This is a genomic window from Streptomyces hoynatensis, assembly GCF_003626535.1.
In the GTDB taxonomy this organism is placed as follows: domain Bacteria; phylum Actinomycetota; class Actinomycetes; order Streptomycetales; family Streptomycetaceae; genus Streptomyces; species Streptomyces hoynatensis.
In genome coordinates this window covers 23360-46639 of record NZ_RBAL01000010.1, presented here as the reverse complement: position 1 = coordinate 46639, position 23280 = coordinate 23360, and the positions used below count along the sequence as shown (strand labels likewise).

Below are 23280 nucleotides of genomic sequence, written 5' to 3'. Positions count from 1 at the left end.
CTGGCTTGAGAGGCTTCCCGCGAGCGGGGCCGCGCGGGTCCGGGCTCTCTTCATGGCACATAGCGAGTACAGCGACATCACCCCGACCCAGTATGACGCGGCTTACGCGTGGATACGCGATACTGGGCTGCTGGTCAATCTCAACAGCAGTGTGCCCGCCCGCCACAGAGTCTTCGCCTCTGCGATTGCCCACGGCGAAGCCGCCTGGCTGGCCGATGCCAACGTTCTCGTGCGCGAGCCGGACGAGCTCCCTGGCGATGCCTTGCGCGCGGCTGCTGCGCTGGGCATGAGCGAAGCTGAAGCGTACGCCCAAGTCCGCGGCGTATGGGGGAAGGTGGATGCAGCTGAACGGGTACGCATCGGAGCCGCAGGCGAAATCGCACTGATTGAGCTGCTCACCGGATCGGTGAGAGCACGGATCGAGCGTGTCGCCGAATGGTCCGACGGTTTCGGCTACGACATCGCCGTGCGCTCCCCGGAATGCAGGGTCCACCTGGAAGCGAAGACGACGCTTCGCCGCAGCCGGTTTGCCCTCTACCTTTCCCGGCACGAGTACGACACGATGCTGCGCGATCCCGAATGGCAGCTTGTCCTCGTCAGGCTCGCGCCAGACCTCAAGCCGGTGGCAGTCGCAACCGTGCCCAGGGGCTGGGTCGCGGCGCATGTTCCCTCGGATCGCCGCGAATGCGGACGATGGGAATCGTGCCACCTCGTTGTGCCGCCCCGCGTGCCCCTCCCAGGCATACCTGCCCTCGGCGCACTGTTCACATGCGATGCCTCGCCCCTGCTCACCGGCCGTGCCGGGTGGCCCGCCTGAAAGCTGTGCCCCTCAGGGGCCTCAGCGGTAAAACTGCCGCGAACTGCAGAGCGGGCCGGCACCCGCCTGAGGCCCTGAGCACCGAAGGGCGGGACATGGCTGGGAATAACGGGTCATGCCTGCGCCATCAGCCAGCGCGCTTGCCTGGGCAGCAAAAATTTCCCGCCGATAGCCGCTCCGGTCCGGCAGGCCGCTCCCCCGGACTCCGGCGCATGGCACCGTGCGCCGCTGCCTGACCGGAGCCCGCCCGCCCCCGGCTCAGCCGTTCGTCGTGCCCAGGTCTTCGAGGTCGTCCAAGTCCTCCATGCTGCCCAGGTCTTCCAGGTCGCCCAGGTCGCCCAGGTCGAGGTTTTCCAGCTCCCGCTGGATGTCCTCCAGGTTGCCGTCGAGGTCGCCGATGTCGGGGATCTCGACGTCCTGGCGGTAGTAGGTCTCGGCGGTTCCGGAGCCCCAGGTGACGTTGAGGGTGTCGCCGTCGAGGGCCAGGGTGCCCTCCGAGTGTTCCGTGGAGCCGTCCGCGCAGGTCAGGGACAGGGCGGTGGCGGATGCGGTGCCGCTGCAGTAGCCGCCTTCGAGGTTGTCGGGGGAGGAGCCGAGCACGAAGGTGGCGGCGCCGCCGGCGATCACCAGCTGGTTGTCGGCCGGGTCGGCGAACGACTCCGAGGTGGACCACACGCCCTCGATGCCCTCGCCCCCGGCGGAATCCCCGCTCCCCGTCTCCTCCCCGCTCGGGTCCCCGCTCTCCTGCTGCTCCGGGGACTCGCTCTGCTCCGTGCCGGCGTCCTGCGCCGAGGAGTCCGTCTTGCCGTCGTCGTCGCTGCCGCAGCCGCTCAGTGCCAGCGCCGCCACGGCCACGGCGGGCAGGGCGAGTCGTATGGGCCTGCGCATGATCCCCCCTGGTGAAACGAGAACGTGGACCTACGCCCACACCCTAGTGGCGGCCGTCCGCGCCTCCGCTCCTGCGCCCAAATGTGTTACAGGGCTGTGGATTTCGCCTTCCCGGCGGTGGTGGTGCGCCAGGCCCGGGAGGGGTGGCCGGCGCTCGGGCGGGGACGACGGTGACCGGAGTGACCGGAGTGCCGATAGGGGCGAAGGGGACGGCGGGGGTGGAAGTGAGCGTGGTTGCGGGGTGAGGAGGGTGCGGGACACTCGTGGCATGGGCCCCCTCGATCCGTCGGAGGCGACGACGCGCCGTTTCCCCCCGCGGCCGGAGAGCGTGTCGTCGGCCCGGTGGTTCGTGCGGGCCGCCGCGTTGGGCGCCGCGCCGGAGCTGGCGGATGCCGCCGAGCTGCTGACCAGCGAGCTGGTCACCAACGCGGTGCTGCACGCCCGCACCGAGGTGACCGTGTCGGTCTCGGCGCCCGACGGGGCGGTTTACGTGCGGGTCACCGACCGGCAGCCCGCCCGCGCGCTGGTGCCGCAGGACTGCCCCGCCTACGCCGGCACCGGGCAGGGCCTCGCCCTGGTCGGGCGGCTGGCCTCCGGCTTCGGCACCGACGTGGTCGAGGGCGGCAAAGAGGTGTGGTTCCGGCTGCGGTCGGGCGCCGGCCCCACGCCGCCCTCCGGGTGGGAGACCGTGCCGCCGCGCTTCCCCTCCGCCCGCCACGTGACCCTGCTGGACGTGCCGGGCCCGCTGTACAAGGCCGCGCAGCAGCACCGGCACGCGTTGCTGCGCGAGGTCATCCTCGCCAGCCTCGCCGGGGAGCCGCTCGGCCTGCGACCCGAGGAGCTCACCACCGCCCACGACGTGAACAACGTGATCAGTGCCCAGGTGTCGACCGCGCTGCGGGAGCAGCCCGCCGACGCCGAGGGCCGCTCGCTGAGCGTGGCGCTGCCCTCCGACGCCGGCTCCACCGTGCCGGTGCTGCGCCGGGTGCTCGACCTGGCCGAGGAGGCCGCCGCGGACGAACGCCTGCTCACCCTCCCGTCCCTGCCGCGCAACCGCCTGTTCCACGAGTGGCTGTTCGACGAGATCATCCGCCAGCTCGCCGGGCGCAACCCCACCGCCTGGACGGTGGTGCCCCGGGAGCCGAGCGTCCATTCGGCCGAGATGGTGCCGTGGGAAACCGGTGACGTGCGGGCCAGCAGGGTGCCCACGGTCGCCGCCGACGAGACGAACACGATCATCGCGGCGAACGCGTCCGCGGCCGACCTGCTCGGCTGGCAGGTGGACGACCTCGTCGGCCGCCGGCTCACCACGCTCATTCCGGAGCACCTGCGGCAACGCCACCGCGCCGCCTTCGCCTCCCTGCTGCTCACCGGCAGGCCCCGGATCCTCGGCCGCTCGGTGCCACTCCCGGCACTGCACCGCGACGGCCGGCTGGTGCCCGTCCGCCTGATGATCCAGCTCCAGGAGACGACCGACGGCCGCACCGTGTTCGTCGCCCAGCTGGTCCCCAGGGCCACGACCGCCGCCGAGCCACCCCGCGGCACCGGCGCCGCCTGGCACGCGACGCTCCCCGAGTCCGGCCTTGCGGCGCGCCCCGCGACCCCGCCCGGCCCCGAGGCCGAGCCTCCGCCCGAGGCCAGGCCCGAGGGCGTCACCGGGGACATGCCGGCGGTGGAGCGGCTCTCCCTGCTGGCCGACATCGGGGGCGCGCTGAGCAACACCATGGCCCTGGACGAGGGCGTGCGGCAGGTGGGCCGGATTCTCACGCGGCGGCTGGCCGACTGGTGCATGGTGGACCTGTTCACCGAGGAGACCCGGGTGGAACGCGTCAGCGTGGTGGGCGGCGACTCCCGCCCCCCGCCCGACTCCGTCCGCGAGGGCCCACTCCCGCCGCTTTCCGAGGTGGCCCGCGGGCCCCTGGCCCGGGTGCTGCGCGGCGCGGGCCCCCTGCTGCTCGGCCCGCCCCCGCCGCCGGAGGAGGCCGTGAGCCCGCTGGACGCCCACTACCGCGAGGTGCTCAGGGCACTGGACGCGGGCAGCGTCATCGCGGCCCCGCTGCGCGCCCGGCGGGAGATCCTCGGCGCCCTGACCGTGGCCCGCGTCGCCGGGCGGCGGCCCTTCGCCGAGGAGGACGTGGCCCTGGTCGGCGACCTGGTCAGCAGCATCGCCCTGGGCGTGGACAACGCCCGCCTCTACCAGGAGACCCGCAACATCGCCGAGGGCCTTCAGCATTCGCTGCTGCCCGAACTGCCCGAGATCCCGCACCTGCGGATGGCCGCCCGTTACGCCTCCTCCTCCACCACCGCACAGGTCGGCGGCGACTGGTACGACAGCTTCGTCGTCCCCGGCGGGGACGTCGCGGTGGTCATCGGCGACGTCACCGGCCACAATTTCGACGCCGCGATCGCGATGAGCCAGCTCCGCGGCACGCTGCGCGGCATCGCCGTCGACCGCCAGGCGCCGCCCGACGTGGTCCTGCGCCGCCTGGACATGGCAAACCGCAGCCTGTACCGGGAGGCCACCGCGACCTGCATCTACGGCCTGGTCAAGGGCCGGGAGAAGGGGCCGTGGGTGCTGGAGCACTCCTCCGCGGGGCACCTGCCGCCGCTGCTGACCACCGCGGAGGGCGACACGCGTTACCTCGACCAGGGCGCGGGCCTGCTGCTCGGCATGGACCCGGACGCCTCCCGCCCCCGGGCCAGTGCCCCGATCCCGGCCCACGCGACGGTGCTGCTGTACACGGACGGCCTCATCGAACGCCGCGGCGAGTCCCTCGAAGAGGCCCTCACCCGGCTGCGGCGGCACACCGCAGCCATGGCCCGCGAGCCCCTCGACGTGTTCTGCGACGAACTCCTCATCCGGCTCGGCGCGGACAGCGTCGACGACATCGCCGTCCTGGCCCTCCGCCCCACCCTCCTCACCTGACCGGACCATCCCGCCCCGGCGTCACTCCACCGGCCCCCGCGGTACTCGACCGCCGCCCCCGCCACCCGCCTCGCCCGCAGCCGCCCGTTCCACCCGCCCCATCCATCCCCGCGCCCCATCCCGGCCCCTCCCCTCCCACCCGGTTCGCCCCCGGCGGGGAGAGGCGTCAACTCCCGTACAGGTCCTGGCTCGTATTCGTCACGATCCCGCTGCAAAGCAGGTTTTCGGTCTTTCACGCCCAGAAGAGCTGGCTAGGGTCCCCTTCCATGGTGATCCCCTTGGAAGCGGGCGACCCGACGGTCATCGGCGGGTACCGGATCAGCGGCCGGCTCGGGCAGGGCGGCATGGGCCGGGTCTATCTCTCGCACACGCCCGGCGGGCGCCCCGTCGCGATCAAGCTGGTGCGGGCGGAACTCGCCGACGACGCCGACTTCCGGCGGCGTTTCCAGCGGGAGGTGCGCGCGGCCCAGCAGGTGCAGGGCCTCTACACGGCGCCCGTGATCGACAGCGACACCGAGGGGCCGCAGCCCTGGGTGGCGACCGTGTACGTCGCCGGTCCCTCGCTGCACGCCGCGGTGACCGAGCACGGCGCGCTGCCCGTCCCGGCCGCCGCCCTCACCCTGGCCGGCATCGCGGAGGCGCTCCAGGCGATCCACGGCGCGGGGATCGTCCACCGGGACCTGAAGCCCTCCAACGTCCTGCTCGCCGCCGACGGGCCGCGCGTCATCGACTTCGGCATCGCGCGCGCCGCCGACGCCACCGCCCTGACGCACAGTGGGGTGACCGTCGGCACCCCCGCGTTCATGGCGCCCGAGCAGGCGCTCGGCCGGCCCGCGACGCCCGCCGCCGACGTCTTCGCGCTGGGGCACATCGCGGTGTTCGCGGCCACCGGCGAGCCCGCGTTCGGCGAGGCGGCGACCCCGGCCGTGCTCTACCGGATCGTGCACGAGGAGCCCGAGCTGTCCGGGGTGCCGGAGGGGCTGCGGGAGATCGCCGCCCGCTGCCTCGCCAAGGACCCGGCCGAACGGCCCACCCCGGCCGAGGTGATCGAGCTGTGCCGGCCCCTCACCCAGGACGCCGAGCCGCAGTCGGGTACGTGGCTGCCGCCCGCCGTGATCGACGACATCGACCGGTACGCGGCCACCGCGACCTCCGTCGCCCCGCCTCCCGCGCACACGACCCCGCCGGCGCCCTACCCGGCGACCCCGCCCGCCGCGCTGCCCACGGCGGGCCTGCCGCCGACTCCGCAGCCCTTCGCGCCGCAGCCGCCCGGCGCCCCGCCCTACCCCGGCCCGGCGGCCACCACCCCCGCGGGCGCCCCGGCGGGCACTCCCGCGGGCATCGCCGCGGGCGCCCCGGCGGGCACCCCCACCGCCGCGACCCCGCCGCCCGCCGCGCGGCCGCGGCGCGGCCGGCTGGCGCTGATCGTCGCCTGCGGCGTCCTGGTCGGGCTGCTCGGCGGGCTGCTCGGCGCCTCCCTGCTGAACGGGGACGACAAGGACGAGAACGCGGGCGGTACCGCCGACGCCGGCGGCAGCACCGAGACCACGCAGGACGGCCAGATCGGCGAGGGCGAGGACGAGTCCGCCTCCGGCGAGTCCGCGCCACCGCCCGACGCGAGCGAGGAGACCGAGGAGCCCCCGGCCGACCCGACGCCCGTGGACTACGAGGGCATCGACATCCCGGAGAACCGCACGCTCCGCCTCTCCGACGACCCGCCCACCCCGGTGACGACGGAGTCGGGGGTGCTGTACGAGGGAGACTTCGGCTTCAACTCCGACCTCTTCGACGGCTACCAGCTGGCGACCTCGGGCGACAGCACGCTGGTGCTGCTGCGGCCCGACGAGGAGGGCACGCTCGACACCTGCCGTTCGGTGACCCGCTACACGAGCGTGATCGACCAGGAGTCGGCGCCCGCAGGATCCCGGATCTGCCTGCGCACCCAGGCCGGGGACGTCGCGCTGGTCACCGTCACCGGCTACGCCCCCGAGGACTCGCCCAGTTACTACCTGAGCATCGACCTCAGGATCTGGCGGGGCGCCGCCTTCTCCGGCTGAACCCGCGTCAGGCAACCGGCGGGCCGCCCCCGCGGGCCCTCGCGGGGGCGCCCGTACGTCCCGTCGGCCGCCGGGGAACACCGCGGGGTCGGCCGTCCGCCCGAGCTGTTCGATGTCGCCGGGGACACAGGCGGCGGGAAGCCCCCCGTCGCGGAACGCCGCGCCTGGGCGCCGTCCCGCCACGCGCCGGGCTCCTCCGCCTCCTCCACCGCCCTCCCGGCGGCGTTCCCCGTGGCGTTCCCCCGTGCCGTTTCCCGTGGCGTCCCGGGCGGCGGCGTCGCGCCCCCGCTCAGGGGCGGCGTGACGCCGGCGCCGCCCCGGCGCCCACCGCAGGCCGGGGCCCGCCGACGCGGAACCGGCCTCGGTCGTCTGTTCCACGGCCACCACGCGCACCCCCCAGGTACACCGCCCCCGGGGCGCGTGGGGGGACGCGGGCACCGGGTGCGGGCCGGGTGGGGGAGGGCCGCGGGCCCGGTGGCCACCCGTCCGGTGGGGGAGGGCCGGCGGGGCCGGGAAAAGCCGAACCCGCCCTTGGTCCAGACCTCTTGACCGTTGGTCCAGACCATTCTACGCTCGCCCCACCTTCAATGACCGTGCCATGACAAAGAGGAGCGCTCTCGTGCCACGTGTCAGACACCGCATCCTTGCCCTGTTCTCCGTACTCGTCCTGCCGCTGGCCGGCCTGGTGGCGCTCGCCGCACCGGCCCAGGCGGCCGCCGTCACCGCCACGTACACCCAGACCTCCGACTGGGGCACCGGCTTCGAGGGCAAGTGGACGATCACCAACTCCGGCAACTCCACCGTCACCGACTGGACCGTCGAGTGGGACTTCCCCTCCGGAACGGCCGTCACCTCGTCCTGGGACGCGACGGTCACCCACTCCGGCGACCACTACACCGCCCGCAACCTCTCCTGGAACGGCACCCTCGCCCCCGGCCAGTCGGCGAGCTTCGGCTTCGTCGGCACCGGGACGGCCACCCCGGCCGGCTGTCTCCTGAACGGCGCCCCCTGCGACGGCAGCGGCGGCGACGGCGGCGACGACGGGGGCGACGACGGTGACGGTGGCGACGACGGGGGTGACGACGGCGACGACGGCGGCGACACGTCGCCCGGCGACCACGTCAACCTCGGCTACTTCACCGAGTGGGGCATCTACCAGCGCGACTACCACGTCAAGGACATCGTCACCTCGGGGGCCGCGGACCGCCTCACCCACATCAACTACGCCTTCGGCAACGTCCAGAACGGCGAGTGCACCGTGGGCGACTCCTACGCCGACTACGACCGCTTCTACAGCGCGGAGGAGAGCGTCAGCGGCGAGGCCGACAGCTGGGACACCGGAGCCCTGCGCGGCAACTTCAACCAGCTGCGCCAGCTGAAGGAGCGCTATCCCGACATCAAGATCCTGTGGTCCTTCGGCGGCTGGACCTGGTCCGGCGGCTTCACCCAGGCCATGCAGGACCCGCAGCACTTCGCACAGTCCTGCTACGACCTGGTCAACGACCCGCGCTGGGACGGGGTCTTCGACGGCATCGACCTCGACTGGGAGTACCCGAACGCCTGTGGTCTGACCTGTGACAGCAGCGGCCCCGAGGTGTTCGGCGAGATGATGCACGCCTTCCGGGACGCGTTCGGCGACCAGCTGGTGACGGCGGCCATCACCGCCGACGCCTCGCCCGGCGGCAAGATCGACGCCGCGGACTACGCCGCGGGTGCCGCGTACGCGGACTACCTGTCGGTGATGGCGTACGACTTCTTCGGCGCCTGGGCCACCACAGGACCCACCGCGCCGCACTCCCCGCTCACCTCCTACGACGGCATCCCGCAGCAGGGCTTCACCACCGCCGACGCCATCCAGCGCCTGCGTGACCAGGGCGTGCCCGCGGACAAGCTGCTGCTCGGCATCGGGTTCTACGGGCGTGGCTGGACCGGGGTCAGCCAGAGCGCCCCGGGAGGCACGGCCACCGGCCCCGCCCCCGGCACCTACGAGCAGGGCATCGAGGACTACAAGGTTCTCGCCACCCGCTGCCCGCCGACCGGAACGGTGGCGGGCACGGCGTACGCCCACTGCGGCTCCGAGTGGTGGAGCTACGACACCCCCGCCACCATCCAGGGCAAGATGGAGTACGCCCTCCAGCAGGGCCTGGCCGGCGCCTTCTTCTGGGAACTCTCGGGCGACACCGCCGACGGCGACCTGGTCGACGCCATCCACACCGGCCTGACCTGACCCGCCGCCCCCCCAACGGCCCGCGCCCCCGCGCACGGCCCACGCCCGCGGCCGGTCCCCGGCGGACCGGCCGCGGAGCGGGCCGGGAGGTGGGCCGTGAGGTGGGCAGCGGAGCCGGCCGCGGGGTCGGCCGGGAAGTCGCCCGCGGGCCGGCCGCCGGACCCGCCGCGGAGCCGGCCGCGGAGGCGGCCGAGAATGAGACAGGCGCGGCGGCCGCCGAGTATTCCGCCGGCCACGGGACATCCATGGGGTGCAAGCCGACCCGGAGCCGAGAGGGCAACCGTGCACGCTGACGAGTCAGAGGCGGCCTCGCTTGACCAGGCCACGAGGGACTTCGTCGCGGCCAGGCCCCGGCTCTTCGGCATCGCGTACCGGATGCTGGGCAGCGCCGCGGAGGCCGAGGACGTCGTCCAGGACGTGTGGCTGCGGTGGCAGAAGGCCGACCGCTCCGGCATCCTCGATCCCGCCGCCTACCTGTCCACGGTCGCCGCCCGGCTGGCGCTCAACGTCGCGCAGTCGGCCAGGGTGCGGCGGGAGACCTACGTCGGGCCCTGGCTGCCCGAGCCCGTCGACACCAGCGCGGACCCCCAGGTGGGCGCGGAACGCAACCGGGCGCTGGAGCTGGCGGTCCTCTTCCTCCTGGAGCGGCTGAACCCCCTGGAGCGGGCGGCGTACGTCCTGCGGGAGGCGTTCGACTACCCGCACAAGCAGGTGGCGGCCGTGCTCGGGACGAGCGAGGCCAACGCCCGCCAGCTGGCCAGCAGGGCCCGCAAGCGCCTGGCCGCCGAGCGAAGGGAGCAGGTCGGCGCCGCGGAACACCGGCGCCTGCTCACGGCGTTCCTCGCGGCGGCGCGGATCGGCGACCTGCCGGCGCTGGAGAAACTGCTCGCCGCCGACGTCGTCAGCTACTCCGACGGCGGCGGGGTGCGGGGCGCCTCGCGCATCCCGGTCTTCGGGCGGGCCCGCGTCTCCCGGTACCTGGCCGCGTTCGCCCCCCGGTTCTGGCCCCGGGCGAGCACGCGGTGGGTGGAGGCGAACACGCGGCCCGCCGTCCTCGTCTCGCACGGCGCAACCCCCGTGGCGCTGCTGTGCATCGACGCCTCGGCGGAGGGCATCGACCGGCTCATGTGGGTGATGAATCCCGCCAAACTCCTGCCCTACGTGGACGCGTTGCCCTCCCACTGAGCGCCCCCCCGCCCCCCACGCGCCCCCGCAGCCCCCGGTTCCGCCCCGCCGCCCCCGCGCGTTCCCCTCGCCCCCGCGCGTTCCCCCTCGTCCCCCCTCGGCCCTTCGTCCCCCTCGTCTCCTCGCCTCCGGCACGCCTCGGCCCGCTGTCACGAATCGGCCCGCTGCCGAGTCGGCCCGCTGCCGCGAATCGGCGCGCTGTCACAGATCGGCGCGCTGTCCGGTCTGTCTCGTGAACCGGGCCGGCGGACGCCGTGCCTCCGGCCCCGAGGAGGACGGCACAGCGGCCGTCCGGAGAGGTGAACCTCCATGAAGGACATCCTGGTGATCGGCGGGGGCTTCGCCGGCGTGTGGAGCGCGGCGGGAGCCGTACGGGCCGCCCGCGCCGCCGGGGAAGCCGGCGAGGACCTGCGGGTCACGCTGATCAGCGGCGGGGACGACCTGGTCATCCGGCCGCGGCTGTACGAGGACGACCCGGGGGCCATGCGGGTGCCCCTGGACCGGGTGCTCGGCCCGATCGGCGTGCGCAGGGTGGCCGGTACCGTCACCGGCATCGACACCCACACCCGTACCGTCCGGGCCGTCGGGCGCGCGGGCGAGGAGCAGGAACTGTCCTACGACGCCCTCGTGCTGGCCTCGGGCAGCCGGCTGGTGGTGCCCGGCTTCCCCGGCGCCCGGCACGTCTTCGACGTGGACACCCTGACCTCGGCCACGGCGCTCCACCACCACCTGCGGCGGCTGCCCAGGCACCCGGCGTCCGCCGGGCGTTACACGGCCGTGGTGGTGGGCGCCGGATTCACCGGCCTTGAGGTCGCCACCGAACTCTGCGGGCGGCTGCGTGCGCTCGCCGGCGCGGCGGGGGCGGGCGAGGAGGTGCGGATCGTCCTGGTGGACCGCTCCGACGTCATCGGCCCGGAACTCGGCGAGGGGCCGCGGCCCCACCTCGACGGCGTCCTCGACGAACTGAAGATCGAGCGGCGCCTCGGCCGCACCGTGGCCTCGGCCACGCCCACCGAGGTCACGCTCTCGGACGGCGAGGTGATCCCCACCGCCACGGTGGTGTGGACCGCGGGCGTGACCGCCAGCCCGCTCACCGCGCAGATCCCGGGCGAACGGGACCGGCTCGGCCGCCTCACCGTGGACGCGTACCTGCGGGTCGCCGGCGTGCCGGGCGTGTACGCGGCGGGCGACACCGCGGCCGCCCTCGCGGAGGAGGGCCACCGCACCGTGCAGAGCTGCCAGCACGCCCACCCGCTGGGCAAGTTCGCCGGGCACAACGTGGCCGCCGACCTGCTGGGACACGACCCGCTGCCCTTCGCCCCCGCCCCTTACATCACCTGCCTCGACCTCGGCCCGGCCGGCGCCGTGACCACCGAGGGCTGGGAGCGCACCGTCACGAAGACCCGCCGGGAGGCCAAGGCCGTCAAACAGCTGATCAACACCACGTACATCTACCCCCCGCTCGACGACCCCGACCAGATCCTGGCCGAGGCCGGCCGCTTCACCAACGGCTGATCCCGCAGCCCGCCCCGCCCGGGCGGAGCCCACCGCCCCGCCCGGGCCGGGCCCCACGGCCGAGCCCACAGCCCCGCGGGACCGGAACCCCCACGGCCCCACCCGGGGACTGAACCCTCACCCCTCGGCGGTCCACCCCTCACCCCGCGGGTGCCACCCCCACCCTCCCGGAAGGAACAAGAATGAAGCCCACCCTGGGCCGCAGCGCCGTGTCCCTCGGCGTGACCGCCGCCGCACTGACGACGGTGCTCGCCGCGGGCACCCCCGCAAACGCCGCCCCCGCCGTCACTGCCGCCTCCGGCATCACCATCTGCGTCAACGTCAACCACGGGAACTGCTCCGACATCCCGGGCAACGACCAGTGGGAGAAGGACCCGGTGAAGACCTACGGCGACCACAAGTGGCAGGACTCGATCTCGTCCGTCTACAACCACACCACTCACCACGTGTGCTTCTACGAGCACAACAACTTCGAGGGCCGCTCCATCACGCTGCCCCCGGAATACGCCATCGACGACCTGAACTACTGGAACTTCAACGACATCATCTCCTCCTGGAAAACCTGCTCCTGACCCCGGAACCCGCCGCCCCCCGGAGGACCCGCAAACCCCGCGATCCCCGGGGGCCCGGCCCCCCGAGTGCCTTCCTGGCCATTCCGCCGGCGGTCCGTTGCGGGCGGGTATGCCCCTGAGTACAGTCCGTGCACAGAGCGGAAACGCGGGGAGGAGACAGCCGTGCATCGTCCTTGGGAGGCGGACCCGGCCGCGTTGTTCGTACGGCGACTGGGCAGATCCGCCGCGGAATTGGGGACGACCGACGGCAAGGAAGGCTGCCCCGACATCTGGGAACTCGACAACGGCGACGTGGCCGTCATCGGACGCGACCTGACAGCCGCCTATGGTCCCCGTCTCCCGGAGGGGGTCACGCTCGCCCCCGACGAGCGGCTGGTCGTCCTTCCCGGCTCCCTGCTCCGCGCGGCGAAGGCGGACATCCCCGATGCGTGACCTGCATGCCCCGCCCCTCGACCGTACCCAGGGAGTGAGGACGGACCGCGCCGCGTACTCGGCCGATTTCTGGCAGCGGTACGGCCGGATCTACCAGCGGGACTCCTGGAAACTCGAACGGCGTGAACATTTCGTCGAGTTGAACAACCCGAGCTGGGACGCCTTTCGCCGGGGAGACTGGGACCAGGCCCTCCGCCTGCTGGAGAACAAGCGGGAGGGCCTCCGAAAGGCAGCCGAGCAGGACAGGAAACAGCGCACCGTCTTCCACCGGGTCCGCGTGGTCGGGCTGCCGCTGACCCCCTATCTCCAGTGGGAGCTCCACTCGCTGCGGCTGAAGGCCGAGTACGACGAGGTCATCCGGATTGTCGACGCGGCCCGGCTGGCCACGGTGGAGAGCGAAGGACCGCTCCCGGAGCTGGTTGTTCTCGGTGGCCTGACGCTGTACGAGGTCGTCTACACGGACGCCGGCGTGCTGGACGGCGGCGTGCGCTACACCCGGCCCGACCTCGTTCAGGGCTGGGAGGCCGCGATCAGGACGCTCTTCGAGAACGGCGAGGACATCGCGGATTTCTTCGCGCGCGAAGTGGCGCCGCTGCCCCCGCCGCAGCCGACGACGGAGTAGCTCATCAACGCACGCGAGGAAGACGACGGGCGCCCCGGCGGCACGCACTCGGAGCTGTCGGGGGCCTCCCGCGACGTGGTCCAGGCAGGCAACGTCAGCGGCGGCGTCCACTTCCACGGCCGCGACGAACCCCACGCGCCACGGCCCCGCCAACTCCCCGGAGACGTACGGCGCTTCGTCAACCGCACCAGGGAGCTGGAGCGCCTGAACGCGGTGCTCCCCACCGACGAGGGTGCGTCACTCATCGTCACCGCGTGCGTGATCGAGGGGACTGCCGGGGCAGGCAAGACATCACTCGCCCTCCGGTGGGCTCATCAGGTCCACCATCGTTTCCCCGACGGGCAGCTTTACATCAACCTGCGCGGCTACGATCCGGGACAGCCGGTCACCGCGCAGGAGGCGCTGCACCGCTTCCTCACCTCCCTCGGTGTGCCCCACGGTTCCGTCCCGGCCGACATTGATGCCGCCGCCGCGCTCTACCGTTCGCTCCTCGCCGACCGCCGCACGCTGATCGTCCTGGACAACGCCGCCACCGCGGCCCAAGTCCGGCCACTTCTGCCCGGTGGCCATCGCTCCCTTGCCATCGTCACCAGCCGCAGCAGGCTCTCCGGCCTGGCCATACGAGACGGTGCGCACCGCGTCACCCTCGGCACCCTTCCCGAGCCCGAAGCGGTCGCGCTGCTGCGTACCGTCACCGCCGAGTACCGGGCCGAGGACGATGCGGACAAGCTCGCCGAGCTGGCGCGCCTGTGTGCCCGCCTCCCGCTGGCCCTGCGGGTGGCGGCGGAGCGCGCCGCCACCCGCCCGTACCTCAGCCTCGACGATCTGATCGCCGAACTTCGTGACGAGTCCGCCCTGTGGGATGCCCTCAGCACGGGCCATGACGATGAGGCCGACGCCGTTCGGACCATCTTCGCGTGGTCCTACCGGGCCTTACCCCCCGAAGCCGCCCGCCTCTTCCGCCTGCTCGGCCTCCACCCGGGGGCGGAGTTCGGCCTCCACGCCGCCGCTGCCCTTGCGGGAACCCGCCCCAGCCGCACCCGGCAGCTCCTCGACATGCTCGCGAGCGTTCACCTGCTCGAACAGAACGCCCCTGACCGCTACGAGTTTCACGACCTCCTCCGCGCCTATGCCACCGACCAAGCCCGCCGCGAAGAATCCTCAGCCTGGCGCACGGCCGCCCTCCGCCGCGTCCTCGACTGGTACCTGCACACCGCCGACGCCGCCCAGACCTGGCTGGAACCCCGAGAAGCCCATCTCACACTCGAGCCGCTGGACGAGAGCGTAACCGCGCTGTCCTTCCCGGACTACGACAGTGCCGTTACCTGGTCCGAGCGGGAACACGCCAATCTCCTGGCCGCCACTCGTGCTGCGCAGGCGGCGGGCCTCGCCCGCCATGCGTGGCAGCTCGCCCTGGTCACCTACTACGCGCAGCCTCCCTCTGCCTCCATTCTCGAATGGCCGGCCGTCGGACGGATCGGCCTGGCAGCGGCACGACAACAGGGAGAACGGGCCGCCGAGGCCACCCTGCTGGAAGACCTCGGCATGAGCCACGCGCGGCTCAACGACCTGGCCGCGAGTGAGGAATGCCATCGCTCAGCGCTCGCCATCCGGCGCGACCTGGGCGACCGCTACGGAGAGGCCGGCTCGCTCAACCTGCTCGGGCTCACCTATCTCAATCGCCGCCAACTGGGCGCAGCTCAGGAGCACTTCGAGCAGGCGGTGGCCCTCTTCCAGGAGGTGGGAAACGACCCCTTCGTGGCGGTGGCACGCGCCAACCTGGCCCTGACGCACTATCGGGCGGGGCGGCTGGACACGGCCGAAGAGATCGCCAGCCGTGCTCTTGCCTACCAACGCGAGGTCCGGAATCGCATGAGCGAGGGCAACGTCCTGTGGACGCTGAGCGACATCCAGTGCGACCGGGGTGACACCGAGGCCGCGCTGAGTACCGCGCAGGAGGCGATGGAGATTGCCCTCAGCCTCCGCAACCACTTCGCCGAGGCCATCTGGCTCATCAGCCTCGGCAACGCGCAGCAGGCTACCGGCCGATACGGCGAGGCCCTCGACTCCTACAGCGCTCCGCCGCCCTCCACCGCCGTCTGCGCAACCGCAGTCGCGAGGCCCTGGCCTGGATGGGCGCGGGGGAGACGTACCGGCGACTCGGACGTGCCAAGGAGGCGGCCGAGTTCCATCGCCAGGCCGCCGTCGCCTTCCGCGGCCTCCACGATCCCTGGCACGAGGCCGTCGCCCTCGACGCCCTCGCACGCGCCCTGCACGGCGATGACCCCGACCAGGCCCGCCACCACTGGCGGCGCGCACTCACGCTCGTCGCGGACTACGGCGACCCGCGGGCCGCCATGCTGCGGGCGGGCATGGAAGGCCGCCTTTCCCCGGACTCCCACTGACGAGCAAAAGCGCGGGTGGTGACGCGGAACCGCACGAGCGGCATCGGCCCCTACAGGAGGTGGTCGGCCTTGCCTGCCTTGATGTCGGCGATGAGGGCCCGCAGGGCGTCGACGGAGTCGGTGAGGTAGTGGTCCTCCCGGCCGTTGACCGCTATGTAGGCGTTGCCCTCGGCGTCGGTGCCGAGGCGAAAGCAGGAGCTTCCTTCGGCGCAAAACGGGGCTTCCCAGGTGATCTCGGGCATGGGGGCTCCTCACAACTGGCGTGCGATCCGGTGGATGAACTCGCGGGACTGCTCAGGCGGCAGCGCCAGTTCTTCCAACAGGGCGAGTTGCGCCCGGTATTTCTCAAGCTGGGCCTGCGCGTGGAGGAAGACCGGTCCATGAGAGCTGTCCACCTGCACGGTATCGAGCCGGGGGACGGCCCCCTCGGCGTAGACCAGGGTCTGCCCAGCCCCGGGAAACGCGCCGTGCTTGAAGGGGAGGACGAGTAGGGTGATGTTTTCTCGCTCGGAGATCCGTACGAGGTATTCCAATTGCGCGCGAGCAACGTCGGTACCGCCGAATTCCATGCGCAGGGCGGCCTCGTGGACGACGGCGAGGTATGGGGTGGGCTCCTCGCCGAGGACGGCCCGCTGACGCTCGGAGCGAAGCGCCATTCTCAGGGCAACCTCGTGTTCCGGCAACGCGGGCACCGCGGCGCGAAAGATGGCCATCGCGAGCTCCGGGGTCTGGAGCATGCCTGGAACGTGCACCGTGTTGGCGCCGCGCAGACGAGCGGCGTTCGCCTCCATCTCCGCGATGTCCAGCAATCCTTGCGGCAGGCTGCCCCGGTATCGCTCCCACCAGCCGGTGCTCGGCTGAGCCATCGCGACGAGCGCTTCCACGTACTTTTCGTCGGTCACGTCGCAGTTGCAGGCCAAGGTTCTCAGGCGGTCGGCGCTGATCCCCCGGACACCGGACTCCATGTTGGAGATCTTGCCGCGGTCCACGCCGAGTAGGCCCGCCGCAAACTCCGCGGACACACCAGCCGCCATGCGCATGTGCCGCAGCTCGCTGCCCAGTCGCTTCTGCCGTTCGCTCGGCATCGACCTGGTGGGCATGCCACTCCTTCTTCGTGCGGCGGGGCATCGGCCACCGCCGCTCGGCTCGTCACCCGTCGGTGGTCAATATGCGCGACGGTGTGGCTAATTTACCATCGACGCTCTACTGTCGGTATCGCGCACGCTACACAGTGAAGCGCCGGAAGCGCACCGCGCGAGCATGCCCGCCTGCCCTGGGGCGGGTGTGCCGCGCCCAGGGCGGCAGGCCACCGGCGTCCCCGAGTCACCGAACCCTCCTCCACCGAAGCGGAGTTCGCCATGCCCGAAATCCCGTCCGTGCCTGCCCTGTGGCACTTCCCGGCCCGTCCCGCCTCCGTGATGCGGGCGCGGCACACCGTTGCCCGCGCGCTTCCGAAGGGGCTGCTGCCCGGCCTGACCGACGACTTGGGGCTGTTGACCTCCGAGCTGGTCACCAACGCCATCCGGCACGGGTCCCACCGCGAGGACGACCTCGTCGAACTGGTCCTGTGGCCGGCGGACGGGCACTACTGGATCGCGGTGTCCGACCGGGGCCCGACTCGCCCACTGGCCGCGCCGGCCCGTCCGGACGCGGATGCCGAGACCGGGCGGGGGCTGTTCCTGGTGGACAGGCTCGCCGCAGCATGGGGAGTCAGGACGCGCCCGGTCCGCGGCACCTCCGTCATCGCCGGCCTGCCGATCCGCCGGGGCGGCTGACGGCCCGAACGAGCAGCGCGCGGCCCCGGTGTCGCCGCGTCGCTACGCTGCTCCGAGCGATCGGAACTTCCGGTACAACCCGCCTGCGTCCCGAGAGGATGTCGCGTTGACCATCCCGTACCTGGCCCAGCCCGAAGACCAGCAGAAGCTCGAATGGCTCGACGGCAGTACCTTCTCGATCCTCCTGGACTCCGCGGCCACCGGCGGACAGCTCACCGTGGGCCGCTTCGCCGCCTCCAGGGGCGAGGCGCCGCCCTTCCACATGCACACCCGGGAGGACGAGATCTTCATGCTGATCAAGGGCAGCGCCCTGCTGTGGGTCGGCGAGGAAGAGAAGGAACTGTCCGAGGGCGGCATCGTCTTCCTCCCCCGCAACATCCCGCACGGCTACCGCATCACCTCGGAGACCGCCGACCTGCTGATGATCGCCACGCCCGGGGGCATCGAGGGCATGTTCCGGCAGGCGGGACGCGATCTCGCCACGCCCCGCCCACCCGGCTTCACCCTCTCGCAGGACGCGCTCGCCGCCGCGGCCGACGCCTACGGCCAGATCCTCGTCGGCCCTCCCAGGTAAACGCGCAACACCCCACGCCGCGCGGCCCGTTGACCGCCCCGCGCAGGGCGGCGTCACCGACGTGCCCCGGGTGGGCAATCCGCAGGGAGGCGAAGATTCGTCCCACGGGCCGATGCGGGCGGCGGCTGACGAGACATGCGCCCGCCCGCCGGAGAAGACCTCAGTCCGAGGGCACGCGGATAGGGGAATCGAACGGCTTTTTGTTCAACCCGGTACGCGTATTGCGGCAGCCGGGTGCCACGCATATGAAGAATTCATCGACGGACTTCCTGCCGAGACGCTTCTTCAGCCAGTCCTTCTCCTTGTCGTTGAGGCGGCGGTGCGGTTCGCCGGAACCGCAGGTGAAGCAGTACATCCTCAAGTCCGGACACCTCCTGTGGCGGGCAGAAAAAGGACACCGTGAGCCTAGGAGGAATGAATGGGCGACGGACAGCGTCAATCAAGTCAACCCGATGTGCTCGCCTGTCAATTCGTGTGCCGGAAGCGGCGGCCGGTCGGCAGGCTCTGCTGGTGCCGGCCCATCTGCGGTGCGGCCACACCTACGCGCAGCTCGCGGCCGGTTTCGGTGTCGGTACCACCTCGGTGTACCGGTAGGTCACCGAGGCCGTGGAGATCCTCGCGGCCCTCGCGCCGGACATCCCCGCGGCGGTCCGCTCAGCGGCCGGCAAGGCATTCGTGATCCTGGACGGGACACTGATACCCATCGACCGGATCGCCGCCGACCGACCCTCCCCCAGCCTCCCGCCGGGAGGCGCCCCCATGGGCGGCTGCCGTGGGCGTCACCGGCCCCTGCCCGGAGCCATCCACGACATTCGCGCCGCCCGCGCCCACGCGAAGATCCGCGCCCTGGGAGAACAAGCCGTCGCCACCCTGAAGTTCTGGCGCCTCCTGCGGAAGCTGCGATGCCGCACAACCCGCATCACCGACCTGGTCAAAGCCGTCCCGGGCCTTCATCCGGCAGCCTCGGCACAAGGCCGCAGGAGTTCACTGTTTCTCCCACACGGGTTCCGGTGGCAGGCCGAGTTGTGCGCGAGCGCGGTCGGTGAGTTCCTGCACCAGCGCCGTCTTCGCTCGCGCATACTCACCCGGTGCCGTGCCAGCCGCGATGATCGCCCGCTTGAGCTGCGCGTATCGGGCCGCGTCCTCGGGATGGCCGCGCAGGTAATCCCGGAAGATCCGCTGGTTCCGGTTGGGCCAGCTCCCCAACGTCACCACGTGCAGGATGTGGCTTCGGACCCCACCATCCGCGCGGACGTACAGCAGCCGGTCGTTCATCCCGTTGTCGTGCGGGTGGAAGCCCAGGCCGGCGAGCGCCGCTTGGTGACGTCGAGCGTGCGAGAGGTCGGGGACGGCGGCCATCAGATCGATGACGGGCTTGGCCACCAGTCCCGGGACAGCGGTGGAGCCGATGTGCTCGATCGCCACGAACAGCCCCGGTGCCGCCCTCCGGAGAGCATCGATCGCGGACGCGGCCCGCCGTGGCCAGTCGGGGTCGTACTCGACTACATGGACGCTGCTGAGCTCTGGCACAGCCGTCATCCTGCGTCAACGGAGGCTGCGATGACCACCGAGTTCCCCACCGGCCATCCGCTCCCGACCCGCAACATGAGGTAGGGAAAGCCGCACTGGCCGCGGGACCGGCAGGCCACCGTCCGCGGGACGGCCTCGCCATGGGGGAACGCGTGGGGAGACGCCGCCCCGGCCCCGTGCGCCGGTCCGGGCCATGCGCGCGGGGCGGGCCGGCGCGCCTGGGGGAGGGGGCGGCGCCCCGGGGCGGGGGCCGCCCACGGCGGCACGTTCCTTACCAGGGCACCTCCCCCGCGTCCTCGAAGAAGCCGCCGGTCGGGCCGTCCGCGGGCAGGGTGGCGAGGCGGAGCGCGATCTGTGCGCCCTGCTCGGCCGTGCGGACGCCGCGGAAGCCGTTGAGGTCGGTCGCGCAGTAGCCGGGGCAGGCCGCGTTGATCAGGATGTTCGTGTCGCGCAACTCCTTGGCGTACTGGACGGTGACCGCGTTGAGGAACGTCTTCGACGGCGCGTAGGCCACGGCGATCGGGCCCGTTTCCGCGCCCGGGGTGGACTGCCTGGTGAGGGAGCCGACGCTGCTGGACATGTTCACGATGCGCGGCGCGGCCGAGCGGCGCAGCAGCGGCAGCATCGCGTTGGTGACGCGGATGACGCCGATCACGTTGGTCTCCACCGCCGCCCGCACCGTCGCCGGGTCCACCGTGCTGGGCAGCTGGGAGGCGCCGCCGGTGATCCCGGCGTTGTTGACCAGCACGTCCAGGCCCCCGGCCTGTTCCTCGATCAGCCGGGCCGCCCCGGCCACGCTCGCGTCCTCGGTCACGTCAAGCGGCACGCCGAACGCGTCCACTCCGGCCGCCCGCAGCTTCGCCACCGCCTTCTCGCGGCTCTCCTCGCCGCGGGCGCCGACCCCGACCCGCCAGCCGAGCGCGCCGAGGCCGGCCGCGATCTCGTATCCGATGCCCTTGTTCGCGCCGGTCACCAGCGCAATGGTCTGTTCGCTCATGCCCCGATCCTGGCCGGGCACCGGGCGGGCAGGCCAACACCGATGCGGTGGGTATCGATACCCGACGGGTATCGATACCGGTGGGGGCGGTAGCATGACGGGGTGGAGACGAGGGAGTTGCGGTACTTCGTGGCGGTCGCCGAGGAGCTGCACTTCGGGCGGGCCGCGCAGCGGCTCGGCATCGCGCAGCCCCCGCTCTCGCGGGCGATCCACCGGCTCGAACGGCGCCTGGGGGCGCGGCTGCTGGAACGCACCAGCCGCGCGGTCGCCCTGACCGAGCCAGGGGCGGTGCTCCTGCGGGAGGCCCGGGCGGCGCTGGACGCCGTGGAGGCCGCCGAGCGCCGCACCCGCCGCGCCGCGCTCGCCGCGACCGGCCAGGCCGGCGTGGTCCTCGCCGCGAAGGCAGGCGCGTCCACCGAACTGCTGGCGAAGCTGCTGGACGCCTACGCCGCGGAACCCGATGCGGTCACCGTCGACCTGCTCCTGTGCGGGATCGGCGAGCAGGAGCGGATGCTGCGCGACGGCCGGGCCGACGTGGCGCTGCTGCACCTGCCCTACGACGCCGCGGCCGGGTTCGACACCGAGGAACTCCGCACGGAGAGCCAGGTCGTGCTCCTGCCGGCCGGGCATCCCCTCGCCGGCCGGACCGGCCTGCGGATGGCCGAGGTCGCCGAGTTGCCCGGCCTGCCGCTGCCGCGCTGGCCCGCCAGGGACGGCACCTACCCGGAGGGCAGAGGGCCGCAGGTCCGCGACCACACGCAGCTGTACGAGCTGGTCTCGCTCGGGCGCGCCTGCTGGATCGCGCCGGAGTCGAGCCGCCCACGGCTGCGCGATGACCTCGCCGCCGTGCCGCTGCTGGACGCGCCGCCCGTGACCACCGTCATCGCCTGGCCGCCGCACAGCCGCTCCCTGGCCGTCGCCGGGCTGGTCCGGGCCGCGACCCGCGGCTGAACGCCCGCCGCGCGAGGGCGGCCTCGGGCCCGGAAGTCCCGGGCGGGCCGAGGGCGTGGGGGCGGCGTTGCGGGGTCATCCACGGCGCGGGGCGGCGCGGTGGAGGACGGCCATCGCGCCCGCCGCCGACAGGAGGGCCGCCGCCGGGAAGGCGATCCACAGCCAGGGCGTGCCGAACCAGCCGAGGACCAGCAGGACGGGCAGGTGGACGCCGGTGAGCGAGCCGACGGAGATCAGCAGCGAGGGGCGGGGCCGTCCCCGCGCCTGGAAGTACGTGGACAGCAGCGCCGGCACCCCGGCGAAGGGGTAGCCGAGCGCGATGATGCGCATCGCCTCGGCCGTCGCCCGCCGTGCCACCTGCTCGTCGGCGAAGGCGGCGGCCAGCGGGTCCGCGGCGGCCAGCAGGGCGAGGCAGACGGCCGCGCCGTACAGGGCGGTCGCCCGCAGCGCCAGGACGCGGGTGCGTTCGGCGCGGGCGAGCAGGCCCCGGCCGGCGTTGTACCCGATGAGCGGCTGCATGCCCTGCGCGATGCCGGTCTGCGGCATGAGGACGAACGTGCCGACGCGGACGCAGGTGGCGTACGCGGCGAGCGCCGCCGGGTCGCCGGTGGCGGCCAGGCGGTTGTTGGCGAGGAGCATGATCAGCGTGTTGCCGAACCCGCTGAGGAAGGAGGGGGCCCCGACGGCGAGCAGTTCCCTGAGGGTGGGCCCGTGGGGGCGCAGGTCGCCCGGCCGGATGCGGTAGGGGCGGTCCCGCTGCACGAAGAAGAACCACAGGCTCATCGCCAGGGAGAGCCCCTGCCCCCCGAGGGTGCCCAGGGCGGCCCCGCGGACCCCGAGGCCGAGGCCGAAGATCAGCAGCGGGTCGAGGAGGATCTGGCACAGGACGGGCAGCATCCACAGCAGCGTCGAGAACCCCAGGCGTCCCTCGGCGCGCACCAGGCTGGAGAAGCCGGTGGCGGTGACTGCGCCGGCCAGCATGATCCCCGCGTAGCTGCGGGCGTCCGCGCGCGTGCCGCCCGTGGCGCCCAGCAGGGTGAGCAGCGGGTCGAGCAGGAGCAGGCCGAGAACGGTGACGGCGACGGCCGTCGCCCAGAAGACGAGGAAGGTGTTCCCCGCCGCCCGCGCCGCCTGCCGTGGGTTCCCGCCGCCGAGGCTGCGGGACACCAGGGACGCGCCGCCGGCGCCGACCGTCGTGGAGACGGCGCCGAGGACGAGCAGGACGGGGGAGACGAGGTTCACGGCCACCAGCGCCTGCGTCCCGGCCCCCCGGGAGACGAACCAGGCGTTGGTCAGGGCGTAGCAGCCGTAGGTGGCGACGGACATCGTCGTGTGGGCGCTGGTGCCCAGCAGCAGCCGTCCCACGGGACCGGTGGCCAGGCCCGCCGCGTGGTCGCGCCGCCCCGCCTCCCGGGCGGCGGGCCGCGGGCCCCCGGCCGGAACGCCCGGCCGCCCCCGCCCGGGCGGAACGGGTACGCGCCTCCTCCCGGGCGGTACGGGGGGCGGGTTGCCCGTGGGCGGTACGGGGGGTGGGTTGCCCGCGGTCATCGCTGCTCGCCGTTGGGGCGGCCGGGGCGCACGTCGGCTTCCACGGGCTTCCTCTCCGTCGCGAGACGACGATGCCGAAGGCGTCGCGGGCCGCGGACCGGAGCACGCGGAACGGGCGTACGCGACGCGCCCCACCGTAGGCCGGGCGTGGCCGGATACCCAGGCCGCGGTACGGCCCTCCACCTCGCCTGCCGCGGGCGCCTTGCCGCCTGCCGCTGGGACCCCTGCCGCCTGGGCCGCCCTGCCGCCTGCCGTTTGG

20 protein-coding genes and 1 pseudogene are annotated in these 23280 nt (G+C 73.0%); 14 read left to right on the top strand and 7 right to left on the bottom strand.

Translation table 11 applies throughout. From position 1 onward, the window contains the following. Positions 1–52 precede the first annotated feature (52 nt). Positions 53–817: a protein NO VEIN domain-containing protein gene (locus D7294_RS18085; protein WP_158674647.1), complete on the top strand. Its 765-nt coding sequence runs from the start codon at positions 53–55 to the stop codon at positions 815–817. A 258-nt stretch (positions 818–1075) separates the two neighbouring features. On the opposite strand, the gene D7294_RS31990 is transcribed toward D7294_RS18085, so the two are convergent. Then, positions 1076–1705, bottom strand: a complete 630-nt coding sequence (locus tag D7294_RS31990; protein WP_158674646.1) for a hypothetical protein — start codon at positions 1703–1705, stop codon at positions 1076–1078. A gap of 268 nt (positions 1706–1973) precedes the next feature. Here D7294_RS31990 and D7294_RS18075 point away from each other — a divergent pair, with 268 nt between their 5' ends. The 9 genes from D7294_RS18075 (at position 1974) to D7294_RS18035 (ending at position 15668) form a co-directional block, all read left to right on the top strand. After that, positions 1974–4631: a SpoIIE family protein phosphatase gene (locus tag D7294_RS18075; protein WP_120680994.1), complete on the top strand. Its 2658-nt coding sequence runs from the start codon at positions 1974–1976 to the stop codon at positions 4629–4631. A 266-nt stretch (positions 4632–4897) separates the two neighbouring features. Further along, positions 4898–6688, top strand: a complete 1791-nt coding sequence (locus D7294_RS18070) for a serine/threonine-protein kinase (RefSeq protein ID WP_120680992.1) — start codon at positions 4898–4900, stop codon at positions 6686–6688. A gap of 619 nt (positions 6689–7307) precedes the next feature. Next, positions 7308–8915 carry a glycosyl hydrolase family 18 protein gene (locus D7294_RS18065; protein ID WP_241562450.1) on the top strand — a complete coding sequence of 536 codons (1608 nt, stop codon included), beginning with the start codon at positions 7308–7310 and terminating at the stop codon, positions 8913–8915. Positions 8916–9197: 282 nt separating this feature from the next. Then, entirely contained in the window at positions 9198–10100 is a 903-nt protein-coding gene (locus tag D7294_RS18060) for an RNA polymerase sigma-70 factor (RefSeq protein ID WP_241562449.1), read from the top strand. Positions 10101–10409: 309 nt separating this feature from the next. Further along, complete coding sequence (locus D7294_RS18055; RefSeq protein WP_120680986.1) at positions 10410–11615, top strand: NAD(P)/FAD-dependent oxidoreductase; 1206 nt, start codon at positions 10410–10412, stop codon at positions 11613–11615. Between the two features lie 182 nt (positions 11616–11797). Further along, positions 11798–12187, top strand: coding sequence for a peptidase inhibitor family I36 protein (locus D7294_RS18050; protein WP_120680984.1), 390 nt, complete (start codon positions 11798–11800; stop codon positions 12185–12187). 162 nt (positions 12188–12349) lie between these two features. Continuing rightward, positions 12350–12619 carry a hypothetical protein gene (locus D7294_RS18045; protein WP_120680982.1) on the top strand — a complete coding sequence of 90 codons (270 nt, stop codon included), beginning with the start codon at positions 12350–12352 and terminating at the stop codon, positions 12617–12619. Further along, a complete protein-coding gene (locus tag D7294_RS18040; protein ID WP_120680980.1) occupies positions 12612–13241 on the top strand; it encodes a DUF6879 family protein in 630 nt (209 codons plus the stop codon). Before D7294_RS18045 ends, D7294_RS18040 begins: the two co-directional genes overlap by 8 nt. Before the next feature lie 75 nt (positions 13242–13316). Continuing rightward, the gene (locus D7294_RS18035) at positions 13317–15668 is read left to right on the top strand and encodes a tetratricopeptide repeat protein (protein WP_338325664.1); all 2352 of its coding nucleotides are present in this window, start codon (positions 13317–13319) and stop codon (positions 15666–15668) included. Positions 15669–15696: 28 nt separating this feature from the next. Here D7294_RS18035 and D7294_RS18030 read toward each other — a convergent pair whose 3' ends face one another. Both D7294_RS18030 and D7294_RS18025 read right to left on the bottom strand, forming a co-directional pair. Next, positions 15697–15888 (bottom strand): hypothetical protein, encoded by a 192-nt coding sequence (locus tag D7294_RS18030; protein WP_120680978.1) that lies wholly within the window; start codon positions 15886–15888, stop codon positions 15697–15699. A gap of 9 nt (positions 15889–15897) precedes the next feature. Then, positions 15898–16746 (bottom strand): helix-turn-helix domain-containing protein, encoded by an 849-nt coding sequence (locus tag D7294_RS18025; RefSeq protein WP_120680976.1) that lies wholly within the window; start codon positions 16744–16746, stop codon positions 15898–15900. Positions 16747–17004: 258 nt separating this feature from the next. Between D7294_RS18025 and D7294_RS18020 the strand changes: the two genes are divergently transcribed. Together D7294_RS18020 and D7294_RS18015 are read left to right on the top strand one after the other, a co-directional pair. Further along, the gene (locus tag D7294_RS18020) at positions 17005–17421 is read left to right on the top strand and encodes an ATP-binding protein (protein WP_120680974.1); all 417 of its coding nucleotides are present in this window, start codon (positions 17005–17007) and stop codon (positions 17419–17421) included. A 106-nt stretch (positions 17422–17527) separates the two neighbouring features. Then, positions 17528–17995, top strand: a complete 468-nt coding sequence (locus tag D7294_RS18015) for a cupin domain-containing protein (protein WP_120680972.1) — start codon at positions 17528–17530, stop codon at positions 17993–17995. A 160-nt stretch (positions 17996–18155) separates the two neighbouring features. On the opposite strand, the gene D7294_RS18010 is transcribed toward D7294_RS18015, so the two are convergent. Next, positions 18156–18350, bottom strand: a complete 195-nt coding sequence (locus D7294_RS18010; RefSeq protein ID WP_120681294.1) for a hypothetical protein — start codon at positions 18348–18350, stop codon at positions 18156–18158. Positions 18351–18409: 59 nt separating this feature from the next. On the opposite strand from D7294_RS18010, the pseudogene D7294_RS33255 reads away from it, so the two are divergent. Beyond that, positions 18410–18964: pseudogene (locus D7294_RS33255) on the top strand (transposase family protein); the annotation flags it as partial. Positions 18965–18979: 15 nt separating this feature from the next. Here the strand turns inward: D7294_RS33255 and D7294_RS18000 are convergent. Together D7294_RS18000 and D7294_RS17995 are read right to left on the bottom strand one after the other, a co-directional pair. Next, the gene (locus D7294_RS18000) at positions 18980–19525 is read right to left on the bottom strand and encodes a GrpB family protein (RefSeq protein ID WP_422070714.1); all 546 of its coding nucleotides are present in this window, start codon (positions 19523–19525) and stop codon (positions 18980–18982) included. A 271-nt stretch (positions 19526–19796) separates the two neighbouring features. After that, positions 19797–20522, bottom strand: coding sequence for an SDR family oxidoreductase (locus D7294_RS17995; RefSeq protein ID WP_120680968.1), 726 nt, complete (start codon positions 20520–20522; stop codon positions 19797–19799). A gap of 102 nt (positions 20523–20624) precedes the next feature. On the opposite strand from D7294_RS17995, the gene D7294_RS17990 reads away from it, so the two are divergent. Then, positions 20625–21473 carry a LysR family transcriptional regulator gene (locus tag D7294_RS17990; RefSeq protein WP_120680966.1) on the top strand — a complete coding sequence of 283 codons (849 nt, stop codon included), beginning with the start codon at positions 20625–20627 and terminating at the stop codon, positions 21471–21473. Positions 21474–21548: 75 nt separating this feature from the next. Here D7294_RS17990 and D7294_RS17985 read toward each other — a convergent pair whose 3' ends face one another. Beyond that, a complete protein-coding gene (locus D7294_RS17985; protein ID WP_241562448.1) occupies positions 21549–22838 on the bottom strand; it encodes an MATE family efflux transporter in 1290 nt (429 codons plus the stop codon). Positions 22839–23280: the final 442 nt, after the last annotated feature.

Bases quoted from the DNA above. Each gene is read 5' to 3' on its own strand.
- D7294_RS18040 (WP_120680980.1), top strand. From the start codon at position 12,612: ATGCGTGACCTGCATGCCCCGCCCCTCGACCGTACCCAGGGAGTGAGG.
- D7294_RS17995 (WP_120680968.1), bottom strand. From the start codon at position 20,522: ATGAGCGAACAGACCATTGCGCTGGTGACCGGCGCGAACAAGGGCATC.
- D7294_RS31990 (WP_158674646.1), bottom strand. From the start codon at position 1,705: ATGCGCAGGCCCATACGACTCGCCCTGCCCGCCGTGGCCGTGGCGGCG.
- D7294_RS18050 (WP_120680984.1), top strand. From the start codon at position 11,798: ATGAAGCCCACCCTGGGCCGCAGCGCCGTGTCCCTCGGCGTGACCGCC.
- D7294_RS18085 (WP_158674647.1), top strand. From the start codon at position 53: ATGGCACATAGCGAGTACAGCGACATCACCCCGACCCAGTATGACGCG.
- D7294_RS18055 (WP_120680986.1), top strand. From the start codon at position 10,410: ATGAAGGACATCCTGGTGATCGGCGGGGGCTTCGCCGGCGTGTGGAGC.
- D7294_RS18030 (WP_120680978.1), bottom strand. From the start codon at position 15,888: ATGCCCGAGATCACCTGGGAAGCCCCGTTTTGCGCCGAAGGAAGCTCC.
- D7294_RS18025 (WP_120680976.1), bottom strand. From the start codon at position 16,746: ATGCCCACCAGGTCGATGCCGAGCGAACGGCAGAAGCGACTGGGCAGC.
- D7294_RS18010 (WP_120681294.1), bottom strand. From the start codon at position 18,350: ATGTACTGCTTCACCTGCGGTTCCGGCGAACCGCACCGCCGCCTCAAC.
- D7294_RS18020 (WP_120680974.1), top strand. From the start codon at position 17,005: ATGCCCGAAATCCCGTCCGTGCCTGCCCTGTGGCACTTCCCGGCCCGT.
- D7294_RS18075 (WP_120680994.1), top strand. From the start codon at position 1,974: ATGGGCCCCCTCGATCCGTCGGAGGCGACGACGCGCCGTTTCCCCCCG.
- D7294_RS18070 (WP_120680992.1), top strand. From the start codon at position 4,898: ATGGTGATCCCCTTGGAAGCGGGCGACCCGACGGTCATCGGCGGGTAC.